The following is a 19,120-nucleotide window of genomic DNA, read 5'->3' as shown; positions in this document are numbered from 1 at the left end:
CGCGCCCAATCGGGAATACGTCGTGGAAACATTGTCGCCATGGCTGGCTATCGCCGGGCTCGGCGCCCTGCATGGGTTGAGCCCGGCGAACGGCTGGATGTTCGCCGCCGCATGCGGCGTGCGCGCAGGTGACGGGACGCAGGCGCGACGTGCACTGCTGTCCATCGCGATCGGGCACGCCGCATCGGTCGCGGTCGTTGTCTGCGCCGTGGCGCACGGCATCCTGATGGACCGCCCCCTGGTCCAGGGCCTGGCCGGCGCGCTGCTTATAGGCGTGGCGTCGTATCGCTGGCTGTGTGGCGCCGGGCAGCGCACAACCAGCCATCACGTCGCCAGCACCCACATCCGCGCGTGCCCCAGCCACGCCGGCATCGCACTCTGGTCCTGCCTGATGGCTACCGCCCACGGCGCCGGGCTGATGCTGGTCCCGGCGCTGGTGCCGCTATGCATGAGCGACACGCCGGCGCGCGCGATCACCGCCTCCGGCTCCCTGGTCCTTGCACTGGCGGCCGTCGGCATCCACATGGCGGCCATGCTGGTCACGACCGGCGCCATCGCCACCGGCGTATACCGCGTCGTCCACTTGCATCCCCGCCTACTACGCGGCGCCGCGCTGCGCCATGCATGGACGGCCGCACTGGTCATCACCGGCGTGCTGTTGGTGACACTTCGCTAGGACCGCGGGCTCCTCAACAAATGGCAATTCGACGGGCGGCTGCATAGATAACCTCCTATGGCGGGCGAGCTTTCTGCCCTATCCGCAGAGAAAGTATCAGCAGCAGCGCCTCAAAGGCCGCGACCCTCAAGCCTTGCCCTCCTGGGCGTCTGAAGGCCGGCTCCAGCGCCGGCCAACTTATGCTTTAAATGGGCGGCCAATTTATGCTTTAACGAACACAAAACAGCGTCGGCTGCACATGTGTGGTGGGCCCACCAGGACTCGAACCTGGAACCAAAGGATTATGAGTCCTCTGCTCTAACCATTGAGCTATAGGCCCGCGGACGGCGCAGTTTATCAGCGCCGCCCCTGCTTCAGTGCGCGGACATCGAGTACGGCCGGACCGCATTCGCGCCAGGCCATGCGCGATTGGGCGCGGCCTGCATGACGAAGCGGAGTTCGCCTCCCGCGAGAATCTCGTCATGGCGCAGGAAGGCGCGATCGAGCGGCTTGCCGTCGAGGGTGACGCGACCGATGTAGGGATGCGCATCGTCGATGCGATCGGCGCTCACCGTGAAGCGCTTGCCGTTGGGCAAGCGCAACGTCGCCCGGCGCAGGAACGGCCGGCCGATGATGTACTCGTTGCTACCCGGCGTGACCGGGTAGAAACCCAGTGCGGTGAACACGTACCAGGCCGACATCTGGCCCAGGTCGTCGTTGCCCGCCAGGCCATCCGGACGCGGCGCGTACTGCGTGGCCATGATCGCGCCGAGCCGTTGCTGCGTGCGCCAAGGCTGGCCGGCGACGGCGTACAAGTAGGCGACGTGATGGCTGGGCTCGTTGCCGTGCGCATACCAGCCGATCAGGCCGGTGATGTCTTCCATGTGCGCGAAGACGTTGGGATCGACCTTGGCATCGAACACCTGGTCGAGCTTCGCCAGCAGCTTGTCGTCACCGCCATGCACCTGCGCGAGGCCGGCGATGTCCTGCGGCACGTACCACGAGTACTGCCAGGCGTTGCCTTCGGTGTAGTCGCTGCCGTAGCCGCTCGTGGTCGGATCGAAGGGTTCGCGGAACTGGCCGTCGCGCTTGCGCGCGCGCATGAAGCCAGTCGCCGGATCGAAGGCGTTGCGCCAGTTCGCGGCGCGCTTGCCGAAGCGCGCCGCGATGTCGGCACGCCCCATCGCTTCGGCCATGCGCGCGATGGTCCAGTCGTCGTAGGCGTATTCGAGCGTCTTGGACGCGGCTTCGCCTTCTTCGTCGATCGGCACGTAGCCCAGCTGCATGTACTGTGCGAGCCCGTCATAAGGCCCGTATTCGGCGCTGGCCACCATCGCCTGCATCGCCTCGTCTGCGTCGAAGCCGCGGATGCCCTTAAGGTACGCATCCGCAATAACCGGCACGGCGTGGTAGCCGATCATGCACCAGGTCTCCTGACCATGAAACGCCCACACCGGCAACACGCCATACGGGCTGTCGCGACGCGCCGCCAGCAACGAGTTGACGATGTCACTGGTGCGTTGCTCGGGTTGCACCAGGGTCAGCAACGGATGCAGCGCGCGATAAGTATCCCAGAGCGAGAACGTGGAGTAGTTCGTGTAACCGTGGGCCCGATGCACGGCGTTGTCCGGCCCGCGATAGCGACCATCGCTATCCATGAACAGACTCGGGCCCTGCAAGGCGTGGTACAGCGCGGTGTGGAAACTGCGACGCATCGGTTCCGGTGCATCGACTTCGATCGCACCTAGCGCGTCTGCCCAGGTCGAGCGTGCCTGCGCGCGCACGCGATCGAAATCCCAATGCGGCATCTCGGCATCGAGGTTGGCGATCGCGCCGTCTTCGCTCACCGGCGAAATCGCGACCTTCACGATCAGCGACTGCCCAACCGCCTCGGCGAAGTCGAATGCGCCGACCAACTGGCGGCCTTCGATCTGCGCGCGCTGGGTCGGGTCTGTTTCGCCCGGCGGCGGGAAGCCCTTGTAGATCACGTCCTGCTCGGTGTCGTGGAACTGATGGCCACTGAGCGGACGCGAGAATCGCATCGCGAAATACAACTGGCGTCCGGGTGCCCAACCGCGCGTTTCGCGGAAGCCCGTCACCGTGCCGTCCGTGCGCAGACGCAGGCGCGACCACAGCACCTTGCCTGGATAGTCGTACGCGCTGGTGCGCAGATCGACCAGCACGTGCGCGGGCTTGCCCTTGGGAAACGCGTAGCGATGCACGCCAATGCGCGCACTCGCCGTGAGTTCGGCGCGGATCGCATAGTCGTCGAGGGTCACCGCGTAGTAGCCCGGCTCGGCCTTTTCACTCGCGTGGGTAAAGCGCGAGGTGTAGCCGCTGCCAGGCTTGGTGATGTCGCCGCGTTCGAGCTTCACCTCGCCGGCGATCGGCATCAGCAGCACGTCGCCGAGATCCGAATGCCCAGTGCCGGAGAAATGCGTATGCGAGAAGCCGACGATGGTGCGGTCGTCGTAGCGATAGCCCGCCGCCCAGCCGTAGGCCTCCTTGCGCGGCTTGATCTGGGTGTCGGGGCTGAGTTGGATCATGCCGAAGGGCACAGTCGCGCCGGGAAAGGTGTGGCCTTCACCGCCAGTGCCGATGAAGGGATCGACGGCAGTGTAGGCCTGTGTGTTCGCGTTGGGTGCGGCTTGCGCGGCGGCCGTCGCGAGGAGTGATACAGCAAGGCAGACAAGCAGTGTTCGCAACCCGTGGGACATGACGCACTCCGTGGTTTGCCGGTTGACGGAACCTAGCACGACGTCCGAATCCCGGGGCGCGAGGCTCTGCGTCCGCTTTTTGCTCGCCATCCCGACGCAAAGCGGGATCCTGCCTAGCCTCTGTCCTCCAGACCTCAGCAGTGTCTTGCAATGTTTCGTCGCATATTCGTTTGCGCACCGATGAACTCGTAGACCCGAAGGGCGGCGCGCATGGATGCGCGCCGTTTTTCGACCACGCCATGGATGGCGTGTCGAAAAATCCCCGCAGCAACGAAGCCATGGATGTGCAGTGTTAAGGACGGCCGTTTCTTTGGTTACTTTCTTTGGGCCAGCAAAGAAAGTGACCCGCCGTGAGGCGGAAGCTTTTGCTTTTGCCTTTGCTTCTGCTTCTCTAGTACGGCGACGAGAAGACAAAGGCAACAGCAAAATGGATCCCGGCTTGCGCCGGGATGACGAGCAAAGGCGGCACGAGGGCTCGGCAGCAGAAATTTTTGACCTTTGCCCAAAGGACAACGGCAAAAGCGAAGGCTGGATCCCGGCTTGCGCCGGGATGACGAGCAGGGGCGAAGCACGCCCCCCAAAAAAGCGAAAGCCCCGCGGAAGCGGGGCCTTCGGAGTTTGCGAGTCGACGGCAGATCAGTCGATATCGAGGAACGAACGCAGCTGTTCCGAACGGCTCGGATGACGCAGCTTACGCAGCGCCTTGGCTTCGATCTGACGGATGCGCTCGCGGGTGACGTCGAACTGCTTACCGACTTCTTCCAGCGTGTGATCGGTATTCATGTCGATGCCGAAGCGCATGCGCAGCACCTTGGCTTCCCTCGGGGTCAGGCCGGCGAGCACGTCGCGCACGGTTTCCGAAAGGTTGATGTTGGTCGTCGCATCCACCGGGGACTCCACATTGGTGTCCTCGATGAAGTCGCCCAGATGCGAATCCTCGTCGTCGCCGATCGGGGTTTCCATGGAGATCGGTTCCTTCGCGATCTTCATGACCTTGCGGATCTTGTCTTCCGGCATGTCCATTTCCTTGGCCAGCTCCTCCGGCGTGGCCTCGCGGCCGTACTGCTGGAGCATCTGGCGGGAAATGCGGTTGAGCTTGTTGATCGTCTCGATCATGTGCACCGGGATACGGATGGTGCGCGCCTGGTCGGCGATCGAGCGGGTGATCGCCTGGCGGATCCACCAGGTCGCGTAGGTCGAGAACTTGTAGCCGCGGCGGTACTCGAACTTGTCGACCGCCTTCATAAGGCCGATGTTGCCTTCCTGGATCAGGTCGAGGAACTGCAGGCCGCGATTGGTGTACTTCTTCGCGATCGAGATCACGAGGCGCAGGTTGGCCTCGACCATTTCCTTCTTGGCCTTGCGCGCCTTGGCTTCGCCGTAGGCCATCGCACGGGTGATGTCCTTGAGGTCGCCCAGGGTCAGGAAGTTCGCCTGCTCGATGACGATGGTCGCTTCCTGCTCGGAAACGATCTGATCCTTGACGTCGCGCAGGCCCGACGACCATTTCTGCTTGCGCTTGAGCACGTCGTCGACCCAGCCCAGGTTGGTCTGGTTGCCTTCCCAGGCGCGGATGAAGTCCTTGCGCGGCATCTTGGCGACGCGCGTGGACAGGTCGAGGATGCGGCGCTCGTGGTCCTTGACGTGGTTCTGCACCTCGCGCAGGTTCCTCACCAGCGTGTCGGTCAGGCCCAGCGGCAGCTTCAGGGTGACGAAGACTTCCGCCATTTCCTCGCGCGCCTTGAGCACGGTCTTGTGGCTTGGGCCGTGCTTGGCGTAGCCCTTCTCGAAGCGGCTCCAGGCGTCGGCGATCTTTTCCATGCGCGCGGCGACTTCGACCGGATCCGGACCGGTCGGGCCTTCGTCGGCAGCCTCGTCATCGCCACCGGCGACTTCGACGTCATCGTCTTCGTCTTCCTCATCGGCGACTTCGGCAGCGGCGACCGGCACCGGCTCGGGCTCCGGCTCGGCGTCGAGGAAGCCAACCACGATCTCGGCCAGACGCTTCTTGCCGGTCTTGTGGGTTTCGTAATCGGCGAGGATGGTCTGGATCGTGGCCGGGAACGAGGCCAGCGCGGCCTGCATCTGGTTCAGGCCTTCCTCGATGCGCTTGGCGATGGCGATTTCGCCTTCGCGGGTCAGCAGCTCGACCGTGCCCATTTCGCGCATGTACATGCGCACCGGGTCGGTGGTGCGACCGCCTTCGCCGTCGAGCGAGGTCAACGCGGCCGCGGCTTCTTCGGCGGCGGTTTCGTCGACGTCGCGGCCGCCCGGGCTCGCTTCGCCGGCAAGCAGCAGGGTCTCGGCATCAGGCGCAACTTCGTGCACCTCGATGCCCATGCCATTGATCATGCCGATGATGTCTTCGATCTGCTCCGCGTCGACCATGTCGTCGGGCAGGTGATCGTTGACTTCGGCGTAGGTCAGATAGCCCTGTTCCAGGCCCTTGCTGATTAGCTGCTTGATGTCGGACTGAGGCGCCGAACGTTCGTTGGCCATGGACTGGACACCGGAAGGGGTACTAAGGGAACCAAGCATTATACTGCGCCGCGGCATACTTGGCTTGTATGACTGGTTCAACGCGCCATCGCCGCCCGAAAGGCCGGAACGGGTTGGCTGGACCGGATGCGCTGCCTGCTTGGACCGCCGTGGCGGACAACGGTCCGGGTCAGGACTCGACTACGCCTTGAGCAGGAAGGTCACCGGGCCGTCGTTGACCAAGCTGATCACCATATGGGCTCCGAACCGCCCGGTTTCCACCCCCGGCGCATGCTTTTGCCGGCACGTTGCCAGCAGGCGGTTGAACACGGGTTCAGCCTGTTCCGGCGCGGCAGCCGTCGAGAAGCCGGGGCGCATACCGCTGCGGGTGTCGGCCGCCAGGGTGAACTGACTGACCAGCAGCAGACCGCCGCCGGTGTCGCCCAGGCCCAGGTTCATCCGCCCCTGGGCGTCGGCGAACACGCGATAGCCGAGCAGGCGCTCCGCCATGCGGGCGACCTGGGGCTCGCCGTCGCCGGGCTCGACGCCCACCAGGGCGAGCAGGCCAGGGCCGATGGCGCCGACGGTTTCACCGTCGACGGTGACGCGGGCTTCGGTGACGCGTTGGATCAGGGCAAGCATTGGCGGTGTTCGCGATCGCGATGATGGGCGGGGCGCAGTGCCCGCAGCTGGACGGCACAGACTGTGTGCGATCGATGCGCCTCGCAAGTCCGGTCGAATGCACCCGCTAAACTCGCGCCCAATGGCCGACCTCCTCGCCCGCCTCCTCTACTTCCTCGCCGCCCTGCTCACCCGCCTGCCCTGGCCCTGGCTGTTGCGCCTGGGCGACGGCATCGCCGGGCTGATGCTGCGTCGGAACATGCGCGAAGCGCGGGTGGCGCGACGCAACCTCGAACTGATCCATCCGCACGACAGCGAAGCGCAACGCATCGAGTTGCAGCAGCGCATCGTGCGCACCACCGCGCACCAGACGCTCGAAACGTTGCGACTGTGGACGCGGCCGCATGCGGAGAACCTGGCCCTGATCCGCGAGGAGCACGGTGTGGCGATGTTCGACGCCGCGATCCAGGCTGGGCGCGGCGTGATCGTCGCCGCGCCGCATTACGGCAACTGGGAACTGCTGAACCAGTGGCTCGCCGCGCACACCCCGCTGGCGATCCTGTACGCACCGCCGGAATCACCGGTCGGCGATGCGTTCCTGCGCATCGTGCGCGCCGACGACGCCAACGCCGCGCGCGTCACCCAGGTGCGCGCGGAAGGCCCCGGCGTGCGCCAGCTGTTCAAGCTGCTCAAGGACGGCGGCGTGGTCGGGATCCTGCCGGACCAGCAGCCCAAGCAGGGCGACGGCGAATTCGCCCCGTTCTTCGGCGTGCCCGCGCTGACCATGACCCTGCTCGGCCGACTGGCGCATCGCACCGGTGCGGCGGTGGTATTCGCCTACTGCGAACGCATCGACAGCGGTCGCGATGGCGAGCCGGGCTTCGCCCTGCGCATCGAAGCCGCGCCCGAGGCCGTCGGCGACGCCGATCCGGTCGTTGCGGTGACCGCACTCAACCAGGCGCTGGAGCGCATCGCACGTCGCGATCCGTCGCAGTACCAATGGACCTACAAGCGCTACACGCTGCGGCCCTCGGGCAGCGGCTACGACAATCCGTATCGGGGAATACGTTGAGCATGGACCAAAGCCTCAGGGACACTCCGGCACTCGACGCCGGCTGGCAGCCGCTGCCAGCGCGTGCGCGCACCTTGTTTGCGATCTCGCGCGTCGGCTTTGCGGTGCCGGCCGCGGCAGCGGGCTTCGTACTGGCGAAGGCACTCGATCTTCCCGGCCTGGTCGGCGCGTTGGGCGCGGCCGTATTGATGGCGATGCTGGGGCTGTGGGTCGGATTCCGCCAGTTCCGTCATATCGCCTGGCGCCTCGACAACGATGGCTTGGCGATCCGACGGGGCCGCATGTTCCAGCGCGAAACCCGCGTTCCGGCGACGCGCGTGCAACACCTGGACCTGAAACGTGGGCCCTGGCAGCGCAAGCGCGAGCTCTCGACCCTGGTGGTACACACCGCTGGCACGCGCCATAGCGCGGTCACGCTGCCGTATCTGGACGCCGCGGACGCCGAACGGCTACGTGATGTACTGGGGCGTCAGGTCGATCGCGATGACGACGCCCGCCCGCAACTCCAATGACGACCCCGGAAATATTCATGCCGCGCGCGCGGCCGACGGTGGCAAACCACCTGCGTTTTCCGACGCCGGCCATTACGCGCTGCACACGGAAGTCGCAACCGTGAGCACGGAGACTCCCATGGTCGCAGCCGCGCAGGCCGACCAGCGCCTGCATCCCATGTCGTGGCTGTTCGTGCTGATGCAGCAGCTCAAGCAGTTCGTCGTGCCGCTGATTGTGGCGTTCTTCTTCGGCGGCGATCGCAACGAACTGTGGCCGTTGATCGGCGTCGGCGTGCTCGCTGCGTTGTCGGTGTGGCGCTACTTCACTTATCGCTACGGCGTGGCGGGTGAAGCCTTGGTCGTGCGCAGCGGCGTGCTTGAACGCAGCGTGCGCGTGATCCCGTTCGCGCGCATCCACAACGTCGCTTTGCAGCAATCGGTGCTGCATCGCGTGTTCGATGTGGCGGAAGTGCGCCTGGAATCGGCCGGCGGGCAGAAGCCCGAGGCGGAAATGCGCGTACTCAAGCTCTCCGACGCATTGGCGTTGGAAGCACTGGTGCGCCGGCGCGGCGTGAGCGCCGAAGCGGCCGCAACATCAGTCGAGGCGAGACCGCTGCTGACGTTATCGCCTGGCGAAATCCTACGGCTCGGCCTGGTATCCAACCGCGGCCTGATCGTGCTCGGCGCCGCGGTCGGCGGCCTCTCGCAGTTCAGTCCGCGCCTGTTGCCGAATCTGGTGGAACGCTGGGGCGAATGGATGCTCGGCTGGCTCACCAACAACGGCGCGCAACATCCGGCGCAGTTCGCGATTGCCGGCGTCAGCCTGGCGTTGCTCGCCCTCGCCCTGTTGCGCGCCTTCTCGATCCTGCTGGCACTGCTGCAGTACTACGGCTTCAGCCTCAGCGAGAGCGGCCGCCGCCTCACCGTCGAGCGCGGCCTGCTCGCGCGCTGGCGCACGAGCGCATCGCGTCGGCGCATCCAGGCGTGGACACTACGCGAGGGCTTCATGCACCGCCTGCTCAAGCGACGCAGCCTCGAAGTCGATACGGCAGTGGCCGAGCAGCAGAACCAGCAGCGCTCCCTGCGCGAACTCGCACCGGTCGCCGAGCCGGCGAAGTGCGATGCGTTGATCGAGCATCTGCTCCCGCGCGCCGGATGGACGCAGCTCGAATGGCGCAGCCTGGCGCGCGATGCCTGGTGGCGCCTGACGCTGCCGAGCGTACCTTTCACCGTGCTGCTGACGGCCGCGGCGGTGTGGGCCGTGGGTGCATGGGGCCTGTTGGCCATGCTGTGGCTCGCCTGGTCGGCCTATGTCGCGCGGCACCACATGCGCGCCGCAGGCTACGCGATCAACGACGCGCTGATCGCCGTGCGCGGCGGCTGGTGGAGTCGGCACTGGCGCTTCGCCGAAATCGACAAGCTCCAGACCCTGCAACTGACCCGCAATCCGCTCGATCGCCGCTGCGGCACCGCCACCTTGTGGCTCGACACCGCCGGTGCCGGTGCGATGGCGCCGCCGCTACGCGTGCGCTTCCTGCCGGAGGCCGATGCTCAGGCGCTCTACGCGCGCCTAAGCCGCGCGCTGGCGCAGCGGCCGTTGCGCTGGTGATGTTGATCGCGGGTAAGGCGGATCTTGACCGGCCATTTCGCGTCTCGAGTACGGCGGGTTCAAGACCCGCCCTACCGCCCCCAATAGCCCAGCTCGCGCCGGATCTGCAGTCCCCGCCATAGCGAGGACCAGGGTTTGCGTGCCAGCGTGCCAAGTTCACCGTGCAACAACGCTTCCGTCGCGGCGATGACGCGTTCTGACGATCGTCCATCGCGCCGGGGATGAATCGCGTCGGCGTAGGACGCCAGCGCCGCCTGCAGAGCCGGCGGCGGCGCGAACGCCTGCGCCAGCATCTCTGGCAGGCGTTCGGCTTCGACGAAATCCAGCATGTGCGGCTTGGGCGCGCGATTGCGGAACGTGATCACCGGCTTGCGCTGCACCACGAACTCCGACACCACCGACGTCGTGTCGGCGACCAACACATCCGCCGCGCGCTCTGCGGCGATTAGCTGCTCGGTTTCCACGAATGCGGCATTCGGGCCAACCAGGCTGCGATAGCGGGCGAACAGCTCGGCCGGGCACTTGGGATGCAGCGTCAACAGCCAGTAGCGATCACCACGGGCGACTTCCGCGGCGATGGCTTCGAACAGGTGCGGCGCAGCACTCAAACGCTCGGTGAAGGTTGAGGCGAACATCACCACCGGCCGCGCACCCGCCGCCGCGCGCAACATCGCGGCACTGCCATCGTCATCGCGGAACAGCGGATCGAGTTTCGGCCAGCCGGTTTCGACTACGGCGAAGTGCCGTTCCTGCGCCGCCAGCGCCTGGAACGGCGCGGTCGTCGCCGGCCCCTGCGTGCAGTACAGATCGAACAACCCGCGCACGCGGAAGTGCCCGCGTTCGTCCGATCGCTTCTCGACGTTGAAGCCGTGGAACAGCTGCACCTTGGGTCCGGGAATGAAGGTCGGCACCCAGTTGGCCGCGCTGAACACCGCACGTGGTCGCAACGCCACGGCGTCGGGCACGCCTACACTGCGCACCGGCCCGGACAAGTGCGTGCCGGCGGCGCCATCCACCAGCAGCGCATGCACACCATGGCCTCCGGCTTGCAGCGCATCGGCCAGCGGTTGCAGGATGGGCAGCGCATAGCGCTCGGTCGCGAACAACAGGTAATCCGCCATCAACGCTTCCTCATCTACCACGAAGCCGGCCTCGGCCTGCCCGCTCTCAGCATGCATTATCACGTTCAACGAGGCCGATCGCATCGCCGACTGCATCGCCTCGCTGGCGTTCTGCGACGAGATCGTCGTGGTCGACTCGTATTCGACCGACGCCACCGTAGAGATCGCGCAGCAACTGGGCGCGCGCGTGCTGCAGCGTCCGTTCGACGGCTTCCGCAGCCAGAAGCAGTTCGCGATCGAGCAGGCGACGCATGACTGGGTGCTCTGCCTCGATGCCGACGAACGCGTCGACGCCACGCTGCGCGCGTCGATCGAGGCCGAGCGTATTGGTGAATTTGGCGGTACGGCGGGCTACCGCTTCGCCCGCCTGAGTGAGTACTTCGGCAAATTTCTGCGCCACGGCAATGCCTATCCGGACCGCGTGCTGCGCCTGTTCGACCGGCGCCGCGGCGGCTGGCGCGGCACCCGCGAGGTACATGAAGCCGCAAGCGTGGATGGCGCGGTGCGCACCCTGCGCGGCGACCTGATCCATTACCCCTACCGCTCGCTCGAACAACAGTTGCTCAAGACGCAGAAGTACGCGCGGATGATGGCCGAACACGACTTCGCCCGCGGCAAGCGCGCGACCCTGGGCAAGCTGATCGTGTCGCCGGCGTGGCGGTTCTGGCGCGGCTACGTGCTGCGCGGCGGTTTTCTCGATGGCTGGCACGGGCTGGTCTACGCCTACGTGCGCGCCAACTACGTGCGCCAGAAGACGATCATGTTGTGGATGCTGCAGAACGGGCAGCGCGTGGCGTGAGCATCGCCTTGTAGAGCGGAGCTTGCTCCGCTGCCTTTTCCGCCGCGTCAGAGCCGAGCAAGCTCGGCTCTACAAGGCAAAGCCGTTAGCGGCACGCCGCTGACGCACTCCCCGGCACCAGCCACCAACCGCGTCGATTGGCATTCCCAAGAAACTGCGACTGCCGCTGATCGATGCACGACGCGAGCGCCTCGTCCTGCACCAGCAGCCAGCGCTGCTGCGGCTGTTGCGTCTGCCAGGTCAGGCCGCGGCGCATCTGTTCGTCGAACGCGACCTTGAAGCCGAATTCGGCGACGCGCCGATCCGCCATCAGCAGGTTCTGCTCGCGCCACGCGACCAGACCGAGCTGTGCTTGCGGGCCGATGCGCTGACCGACTTCGCGCATCAGGCCGCGCGCCGACGACGAATCGTTGAGCAGCGGCATCACCACCAGGCCGACCAGCACCCACAACCCGGTCAGCGTCGAGACCATCGCGGCGATCGGCCGGCGACGACCGAACCACAGCAGGCTGGCCACGCCGCACGCGCCGATCGCGACCAGCGCGCCGGCCAGGGCCTGCGCGACATCCTCGATGCTGCGTTCGGCGACGAACCGCTTTTCGAAACCCGGATCGCCGAACCACATCGCCAGGCCCGCCAGCAAGGTCACGCCGGCGAGGATCGCGGTGAAGCCGTACGCCACGCGGCGCGCCCACAGCTTGCGCAGGATGCCGGGCAGCAGCGGCGCCAGCGCGAGGCAGGCCATCGGCAGCGCCGGCAGGATGTACATGTCGCGTTTGCCGCCGGGGATCGAGAAGAACACCAGCACCAGTCCCCACCACACCAGCGGCAGCAGATAACGCGGATCGCGCCGTTGCAGCCGGCGCTTCCACGCCGGCACCGCCCAGAACAACGCGAACATCGTCGGCAGCCACATCGTCGCGACGACTTCGACGAAGTACCACACGGGTTGATGATGATCGAACGACGCCGCGTACCGCTTGGCGGTCTGGCGCAGCAGGATGTCGTCCATGTAGGCCCGGTAGTCGGCCGAGCCATGTCCCATGGCCGCGATGATCATCGGCGCCGCCCACACCGCGATCGCGGCAACGAAGGCGAGCGGGCCGAGCCAGAACTTCGCCTTGCCCACATGCACGCGCACCGGCCAGCCGCGCAGCGAAGCGATGCCGGCGGGAATCAGCATCAAAAGCGCGATGACCCCCACACCCTTGCTGATCACGCCCAGTCCGGCGGCAAACCAGCCCAGCATCCACATCCGCCAGTCCGGTCCGCGCAACAGGTGCCGCAGCAGGCCGTAGTTGGCCAAGGTGATCCAGAACACCACCAGCGGATCGATCTGCGCCTTCTTCGCCTGCCAGGTGAACTGCAGCGCGAACAGCACGGCGTAGCCGGCATACACGCCAACGCGACGCGTCCACAGCCGCTTGCCCAGATCGAGCACGCACCACAGCGTGCCCAGCGCGGCCAGCAACGACGGCAGCAGGAACGCGACACGCCAGTTGCCGAAGACGCTGTAGGCCAGCGCCTGCAACCACATGAACAGCGGCGGCTTGTCCGAATACAGCTCTGCGCCGCGATGCGGGAACAGCCAGTCCCCGCTCTCGATCATCTGCTTCGCTACGAGGGCGAAGCGCGGCTCGTCGGCGGGCCATGGATCGCGCAGGCCCAGGCCGGCGCCGAGCACGAGCACGGCGAGGAGCCAGAACAGCCAGGCGTCGCGGGAGGCTTGGGTACGGGGTAGTTTCAACATGCGCGGATGATAGCCGCGCGCTGTGGGGACGATGTCGGAACGCCTTCGCGATTGCGCGATGTGCCGGCGTCAGCCGACCTTGCGCAGAAGGGCATAGAAGAAGCCGTCGCCGCCCTGCTCGCCCGGCAGGCGCTGCCGACCCGCACCGCTGACATGGCCGAAGCTGTCGTCGAGCGGCTCGGCGCGCGCGTCGGGCCTGCGCGTCAGGAAGGCATCCACCTGGGCTTCGTTTTCCGTTTTCAACACCGAGCAGGTCGCGTACAGCAGCACGCCGCCCGGCGCGAGCGTCGTCCACAACGCGTCGAGCAGTTGCGCCTGGGTTGCGAGCAGCGATGCGAGGTCGGACTCGCGCCGGTGCAGCAGGACGTCGGGCTGTCGCCGCACGATCCCGGTGGCCGAACACGGCGCGTCGATCAGCACCGCGTCCAGCGGCGTGCCATCCCACCATTGCTGTAGCTGGATCGCGTCGGCGGCGACCAGATGCGCATTCGCGCCGACCTGCAGGCGCGCGAAGGTATTGCGGACGCGATCCAGGCGCGCGGCGTCGACATCGAGCGCGATCAGGTTCAACGCGGGATCGCGCTCGAGCAGATGCGCGGACTTGCCGCCCGGCGCGGCGCACGCATCGAGCACCCGCGCACCCGAAGGCAGCGCGAGCGCGTCGGCGACGCGCTGCGCGGATAGGTCCTGTACCGAGACGTCGCCTTCAATGAAGCCGGGCAACTGGGCGACGGCGATGCTCGCATCCAGCCGCAGTCCATCGACGGCGCTGGCTTCGACCTGTGTTTCGATGCCGGCCTCGTGCAGTCGCACGCGATAGGCATCGCGCGACTGCCTGAGTCGATTGACGCGCAGCCACAGCGGCGGCGTCTGCGCGCTGGCTTCGAGGATGCGTGCGTGATCCTGTGGCCAATCCTGCTGCAGCTGGCGTCGCAACCATTGCGGCCAATGGGCGGCCGGATCGGCCGCGGGCAGGCCCTCGCGCTGCGCGCGTCGCAACAGGGCGTTGACCATGCCGGCCTGGTGCGCGCGACCGAGTGCGCGCGCGGCATCGACGGTCGACGCGAGCGCGGCATGCGCGGGCAAACCGAGCGGATCGAGCTGGGCGAAACCGGCGTACAGCAGCGCACGCAGTTCCTCATCACGCTTGCCGAGCGGGCGCGGGATCCAGGCCTTCAGCGCCATTTCGAAGCGCGCTGGCTGGCGCAGCACGGCGAAGCAGATCGCTTCGACCAGCGCGCGATCACGCGGGTCGGCGAGTGCCGGCAATTGCGCCGCCAGTTCGGCCTTGAGCGAACGGCCGCGATGCAAGACCGCATCGAGCACGCGCGCGGCGGTGACACGCGGTGCGGCGCCGGTGCTCATGCACTCCTCAGGTCGGGACGACCATTGAGGTAATCGGCAGCGGTGATCGCCTTGCCGCCTTCGCGCTGCAAGACGCGGATGCGTAATACGCCCGTGCGGCAGGCGACGTCGAGCCCCTCGCGACTGGCGCGCAGCAGCGTGCCCGGCGTGGCGGTGTGCGCTTCATCAAGTTCGATGGCCCCGTGCAGGCGCAGGCGTTCGCCGGCCACCATCGCTTCGGCCATCGGCCAGGGGTTGAACGCGCGCACCTTGTCGGCCAGCGCGTGCGCCGGCTGCGACCAGTCGAGTTTCGCCTCGGCCTTGTCGAGCTTGTGCGCGTAGGTCACGCCCGCTTCGGGCTGTGGCGTCGGCACCGGACGAATGCCGGCACGCAACAGTCCCAGGCCATCGGTGAGCACCTGCGCACCGAGCGCGGACAGGCGATCGTGCAACTGGCCGCCGGTTTCGCTGGCACCGATGTCGAGCGACTGCGCCAGCAGCACCGGACCGGTGTCGAGGCCCTTTTCCATCTGCATCAGGCACACGCCGGACTGCGCGTCGCCCGCTTCGATCGCACGCTGGATCGGCGCGGCGCCGCGCCAGCGCGGCAGCAACGAGGCATGCACGTTCCAGCAACCGTAGGTGGGAATGTCCAGCACCGACTGCGGCAGGATCAGGCCGTAGGCGACCACGATCATCAGGTCCGGCTTGAGCGCGCGCAATGCCGACTTGGATACGGCGGACTTGAAGTTCTCCGGCTGCAGCACTTCGATGCCGCGCAGCAGCGCTTCGCGCTTGACCGGCGACGGCGTGAGTTCGCGTCCGCGCCCAGCGGGACGGTCGGGCTGGGTGTAGACGGCCACGACTTCGTTGCGCTGCGCGGCAGCGCGCAGGCAGGGCACGGCGAAGTCGGGAGTTCCGGCGAAAACAATTCTCATCGGGTCGGGTCGGGGAGGCGCTGATCGGAATGCGAGAAAAGAAAAACACGCGAAGCGCGGGCATCACTGCCTGCGCTTCGTTTGAACAGTGTTGCGCGAGGACAAGCGGAACTCGCCTTGGCGGAGCTGCCTCGGCGAATCCGCGCGTCCGCGATCAGGCCGCGTCGCCCGCCAGGCGCCGCTGCTTGTCCAGCTTCTTGCGAACCATCTCGCGCTTGAGCGGCGAGAGGTAGTCGACGAACAGCTTGCCGATCAGATGATCCATCTCGTGCTGGACGCACACCGCCAGCAGGCCATCGGCCTGCAGTTCGAAGGCCTGGCCATTGCGGTCCAGTGCCTGCACCGTGATCTGGTTGGAGCGGGTCACGTCGGCGAAGATGCCCGGCACGGACAGGCAGCCTTCCTGATAGACCTGATCGCCGTCGCGGGCGGTGATCATCGGGTTGATGAAGACCAGCGGCCGGGTTTTGTCTTCGCTGACGTCTATGACCATGAAGGTCTGGTGGACGTCGACCTGGCTGGCCGCCAGGCCGATGCCCGGGGCGTCGTACATGGTCTCGAACATGTCGTCGAGCAGGCGCTGGAACGCCGGATCGGCGATCTTGGCGGGGTCGACCGGCACCGCCTTCGTGCGCAGTCGCGGATCGGGGAATTCGAGGATGGGGAGCAGGGCCATGATTCGGGCTCTCGTACACCCCTTCGGGTCGAAGGGGCTGCCGGTGGTCGCGTGACGCCCGGCGGTGGGGGGAAACATGCAACCGGTCACCGAAGCGCTGTGCGCTCCGGCAAGTGGGCCTCCGGGGAAAAGGGGGCCGCGGTCACATCGTCAAACACAGGTTGGATTGTAACCCCGCAATGCCCGTCGAACGCTTGCAAACGCGCGCATCTTCTGGGCTATAGTGCCCGGGCCCGTGGGGAAAACTGGCAAGGGGAATCAGATACATGGCCACCATGCTTAAACCAATCCGCACGGTTCTGACCGCTGCGTTTCTGACCATCGCCACCGTGGCCGTCGCGCAGGAAATGCGCGGTGATCACCCCGACACCTACACGGTGCGGCGCGGCGACACCCTGTGGGATATCGCGGGCAAGTTCCTCAAGCGTCCGTGGCTGTGGCCGGAAATCTGGCAGGCCAACCCGCAGATCAAGAACCCCCATCTCATCTACCCCGGCGACGTGATCTCGCTGGCGTATCTCGACCGCGTTGCCGTCACTCCGGGCCCGCGCGAAGAAGGCCCGGTCACCGGCGTGCCGCTGAAGGACGTCGAGCCGTTCCTGAAGAACCTGCGCGTGGTCGAGGAATTCGAGGACCTGCCCTACGTGGTCGGCCTGGAAGAAGACCGTCTGCGCAGCTCGCTGAACCAGGCCGTCTATGTGCGTGGTCTCGCCGATGCCCAGCCAGGCCAGCGTTACGCCATCGTGCGTCCGACCCAGCGTTACACCGCGATCAACCCCAAGCGCTGCTGCGACGTCACGACCCAGAAGCCGGACGACCTCGACTTCCGCGGTCGCATGACCAAGGGCACCGAGCAGCTGTGGAACCACCAGATGCCGGCCTCGCGCGGCGAATTCCTCGGCTATGAACTGATGCAGGTCACCACTGCCACGGTTAGCCGCAGCGAAGGTGGCCAGGTCGAAGCCAGCACCCTGGTGGTCGACCAGACCGGTCGCGAAGTGCGCGTCGGCGATCGCCTGATCCCGGTCGAGGCGCAGGCCTACGACCTCCAGTTCTTCCCGCATCCGCCCAAGCAGGAATTCGAGTACGGCAAGGCCAAGGTAGTGGCCGTGGCCGACATGCTCACCAGCGGCGGTCCGCGCGATGTGGTGGCCCTGTCGGTCGGTGCTCGCGATGGCGTCGACAACGGCACCGTGTTCTCCAGCTGGCGCGTGGGCAGCAATGAGGTCGACCGCGTGGCCGTGGGCGACGATCGCAGCCACGACACCGTCGGCCAGGGCAACAAGGTCCGCCTGCCTGACGAATTCGCCGGCCACATGATGGTGTTCCGCACCTTCGACAAGGTCAGCTATGCGCTGGTGATGGACAGCATCCGCCCCACCCGCATCGGCTACGAAGTGAAGCATCCGGACGCCAAGGACTGACCGATACGGAGCTTGCTCCTGACAACGGCGCCCACGGGCGCCGTTGTTGTTTGTGAAGCCGGCTGAACTTCCTCAACGAATTCCTCGCCCCCGCCGCGCCGACGAAGCGGCGCGCGTCGCGGTCGCCTTCCCGCGATCGGAAAGTTCCTACGCTTTCCTGCGGCATCGTCCGGCTTCATCGCCACGGCCGGTCGCCTAACCTGGGGCGATGCATGACGACATCGACACGCTGCTGCGCCTGGCCGCCGCAGGCGGCGCAGGCGCGCCGCGAAAGACTCTGCTCGATCACCATCCCTCTCCAGCGGCCGCCTTCGCCGCAGGCACCGCGTCCTGGCGCGCCCACGGACTTTCGGAGGCGCAAGTCACGGCGTTACGGAAACCGGATCTCGCGCGCCTGGAGCTGGCGCGGCGATGGCTGATGGAGCCGGATCATCACCTGCTCGGCTGGAACGATCCTGACTATCCGCCGCTGTTGCGGCGCGCGCCCAACGCGCCCGTCGCCTTGTTTGTCGCCGGCGATCCAACCCGGCTGTGGCATCCCATGGTGGCGATCGTAGGCAGTCGCGCGGCGACGCCGGGGGGCCGCGACAACGCCGCCAGCTTCGCCCGTGCCCTTGCACACGCAGGGTTCGGCGTGGCTAGTGGCTTGGCCGCCGGCGTGGATGCCGCCGCGCACGAAGCCGCGCTCGTCGCCGAGGCGCTGACCGTAGCCGTCGTCGGCACCGGTCCGGACATCGCCTACCCACGTGCTCACGCCGAACTGCATGCACGGATCGCCGCCGGCGGCGCCGTCGTCAGCGAGCACCTGCCCGGCACCGGAGCGCGTGCGGAACACTTTCCCAGCCGCAACCGCATCCTCGCCGGACTCACGCTGGGCACTTTGGTGATCGAGGCTGCCGAGCGTTCCGGGGCTTTGATCACCGCGCGTCAGGCGGTCGAAGCCGGACGCGAGGTCTTCGCGGTGCCGGGCTCGATCCACAATCCGCTGACGCGTGGCTGCCACCGGCTGATCCGCGACGGCGCCAGCCTGGTCGAATCGGCCAGCGATGTGGTTACCGCGCTCGCCCCCATGGCCCAAGAGCTGGCGGCCGACTTGCGGCAGCGCCTGCGCCACCCCATATCTGGCGTCGAGAGCTGCCAAGTCGCTGTCACACCGGCCGGCCACGATGGTTCCAGGGCACTTCCGAGCGACCTCTCATCCCAAGACGCCGACTACCAGAAGTTGTGGAAGGCGCTCGGCTACGACCCTACAGGTATGGACCAACTCGTGGAACGCACCGGATTGACGCCTGCCGAACTGTCCTCCATGCTGCTGCTCATGGAGCTTGACGGCCGGATAACCACGCTGCACGGCCGGTACCACCGGAGTCGTTGATCCGCGTTGCGAGGCACGGTTCTTGCGGCACCCCTGTAAGCCCCAACCCG

Annotated in this window: 15 protein-coding genes and 1 tRNA gene; 7 read left to right on the top strand and 9 right to left on the bottom strand. The window is 66.7% G+C overall.

Annotation, left to right across the window (positions count from 1 at the left end; genetic code table 11):
* The first annotated feature begins 22 nt into the window (after window positions 1-22).
* Window positions 23-676 carry a hypothetical protein gene (locus tag ACYVGK_RS02610; protein WP_460731662.1) on the top strand — a complete coding sequence of 218 codons (654 nt, stop codon included), beginning with the start codon at window positions 23-25 and terminating at the stop codon, window positions 674-676.
* A 243-nt stretch (window positions 677-919) separates the two neighbouring features.
* On the opposite strand, the gene ACYVGK_RS02605 is transcribed toward ACYVGK_RS02610, so the two are convergent.
* From ACYVGK_RS02605 to dtd, 4 genes are all read right to left on the bottom strand, one after another.
* Window positions 920-995, bottom strand: a tRNA-Ile gene (locus tag ACYVGK_RS02605).
* A 34-nt stretch (window positions 996-1,029) separates the two neighbouring features.
* Window positions 1,030-3,372, bottom strand: coding sequence for a GH92 family glycosyl hydrolase (locus ACYVGK_RS02600; protein ID WP_460731661.1), 2,343 nt, complete (start codon window positions 3,370-3,372; stop codon window positions 1,030-1,032).
* 636 nt (window positions 3,373-4,008) lie between these two features.
* On the bottom strand, window positions 4,009-5,871 hold the full coding sequence (rpoD, locus tag ACYVGK_RS02595; protein ID WP_460731660.1) for an RNA polymerase sigma factor RpoD: 1,863 nt from the start codon (window positions 5,869-5,871) through the stop codon (window positions 4,009-4,011).
* Between the two features lie 180 nt (window positions 5,872-6,051).
* Entirely contained in the window at window positions 6,052-6,492 is a 441-nt protein-coding gene (gene dtd, locus ACYVGK_RS02590) for a D-aminoacyl-tRNA deacylase (RefSeq protein WP_460731659.1), read from the bottom strand.
* A gap of 121 nt (window positions 6,493-6,613) precedes the next feature.
* Between dtd and ACYVGK_RS02585 the strand changes: the two genes are divergently transcribed.
* The 3 genes from ACYVGK_RS02585 to ACYVGK_RS02575 all read left to right on the top strand — a co-directional run bounded on the left by ACYVGK_RS02585 (window position 6,614) and on the right by ACYVGK_RS02575 (window position 9,643).
* Window positions 6,614-7,543 carry a lauroyl acyltransferase gene (locus tag ACYVGK_RS02585; RefSeq protein WP_460731658.1) on the top strand — a complete coding sequence of 310 codons (930 nt, stop codon included), beginning with the start codon at window positions 6,614-6,616 and terminating at the stop codon, window positions 7,541-7,543.
* Window positions 7,544-7,545: 2 nt separating this feature from the next.
* On the top strand, window positions 7,546-8,055 hold the full coding sequence (locus tag ACYVGK_RS02580) for a PH domain-containing protein (RefSeq protein ID WP_460731657.1): 510 nt from the start codon (window positions 7,546-7,548) through the stop codon (window positions 8,053-8,055).
* Window positions 8,056-8,173: 118 nt separating this feature from the next.
* The gene (locus tag ACYVGK_RS02575; protein WP_460732431.1) at window positions 8,174-9,643 is read left to right on the top strand and encodes a PH domain-containing protein; all 1,470 of its coding nucleotides are present in this window, start codon (window positions 8,174-8,176) and stop codon (window positions 9,641-9,643) included.
* 71 nt (window positions 9,644-9,714) lie between these two features.
* Here the strand turns inward: ACYVGK_RS02575 and ACYVGK_RS02570 are convergent, their stop codons facing one another.
* A complete protein-coding gene (locus ACYVGK_RS02570) occupies window positions 9,715-10,767 on the bottom strand; it encodes a CDP-glycerol glycerophosphotransferase family protein (protein ID WP_460732430.1) in 1,053 nt (350 codons plus the stop codon).
* Between ACYVGK_RS02570 and ACYVGK_RS02565 the strand changes: the two genes are divergently transcribed.
* Window positions 10,763-11,563 carry a glycosyltransferase family 2 protein gene (locus ACYVGK_RS02565; protein ID WP_460732429.1) on the top strand — a complete coding sequence of 267 codons (801 nt, stop codon included), beginning with the start codon at window positions 10,763-10,765 and terminating at the stop codon, window positions 11,561-11,563. The two genes, ACYVGK_RS02570 and ACYVGK_RS02565, sit on opposite strands and share 5 nt — an antisense overlap.
* An 85-nt stretch (window positions 11,564-11,648) precedes the next feature.
* Here ACYVGK_RS02565 and ACYVGK_RS02560 read toward each other — a convergent pair whose 3' ends face one another.
* From ACYVGK_RS02560 to def, 4 genes are all read right to left on the bottom strand, one after another.
* Complete coding sequence (locus tag ACYVGK_RS02560; protein WP_460731656.1) at window positions 11,649-13,313, bottom strand: ArnT family glycosyltransferase; 1,665 nt, start codon at window positions 13,311-13,313, stop codon at window positions 11,649-11,651.
* 69 nt (window positions 13,314-13,382) lie between these two features.
* The gene (gene rsmB, locus ACYVGK_RS02555; protein WP_460731655.1) at window positions 13,383-14,678 is read right to left on the bottom strand and encodes a 16S rRNA (cytosine(967)-C(5))-methyltransferase RsmB; all 1,296 of its coding nucleotides are present in this window, start codon (window positions 14,676-14,678) and stop codon (window positions 13,383-13,385) included.
* Entirely contained in the window at window positions 14,675-15,595 is a 921-nt protein-coding gene (fmt, locus tag ACYVGK_RS02550; protein ID WP_460731654.1) for a methionyl-tRNA formyltransferase, read from the bottom strand. The genes rsmB and fmt overlap by 4 nt, the downstream gene beginning before the upstream one ends.
* Before the next feature lie 154 nt (window positions 15,596-15,749).
* A complete protein-coding gene (gene def / locus ACYVGK_RS02545; protein WP_460731653.1) occupies window positions 15,750-16,271 on the bottom strand; it encodes a peptide deformylase in 522 nt (173 codons plus the stop codon).
* A gap of 275 nt (window positions 16,272-16,546) precedes the next feature.
* On the opposite strand from def, the gene ACYVGK_RS02540 reads away from it, so the two are divergent.
* The gene (locus tag ACYVGK_RS02540) at window positions 16,547-17,695 is read left to right on the top strand and encodes a LysM peptidoglycan-binding domain-containing protein (RefSeq protein ID WP_460732428.1); all 1,149 of its coding nucleotides are present in this window, start codon (window positions 16,547-16,549) and stop codon (window positions 17,693-17,695) included.
* A 208-nt stretch (window positions 17,696-17,903) separates the two neighbouring features.
* Window positions 17,904-19,070, top strand: coding sequence for a DNA-processing protein DprA (dprA, locus tag ACYVGK_RS02535; RefSeq protein ID WP_460731652.1), 1,167 nt, complete (start codon window positions 17,904-17,906; stop codon window positions 19,068-19,070).
* The last annotated feature ends 50 nt before the right edge of the window (window positions 19,071-19,120 follow it).

The organism is Lysobacter tyrosinilyticus, from assembly GCF_054779815.1.
Note: the sequence above shows the minus strand (reverse complement) of the source record. Positions and strands in the feature narration are given on the sequence as shown.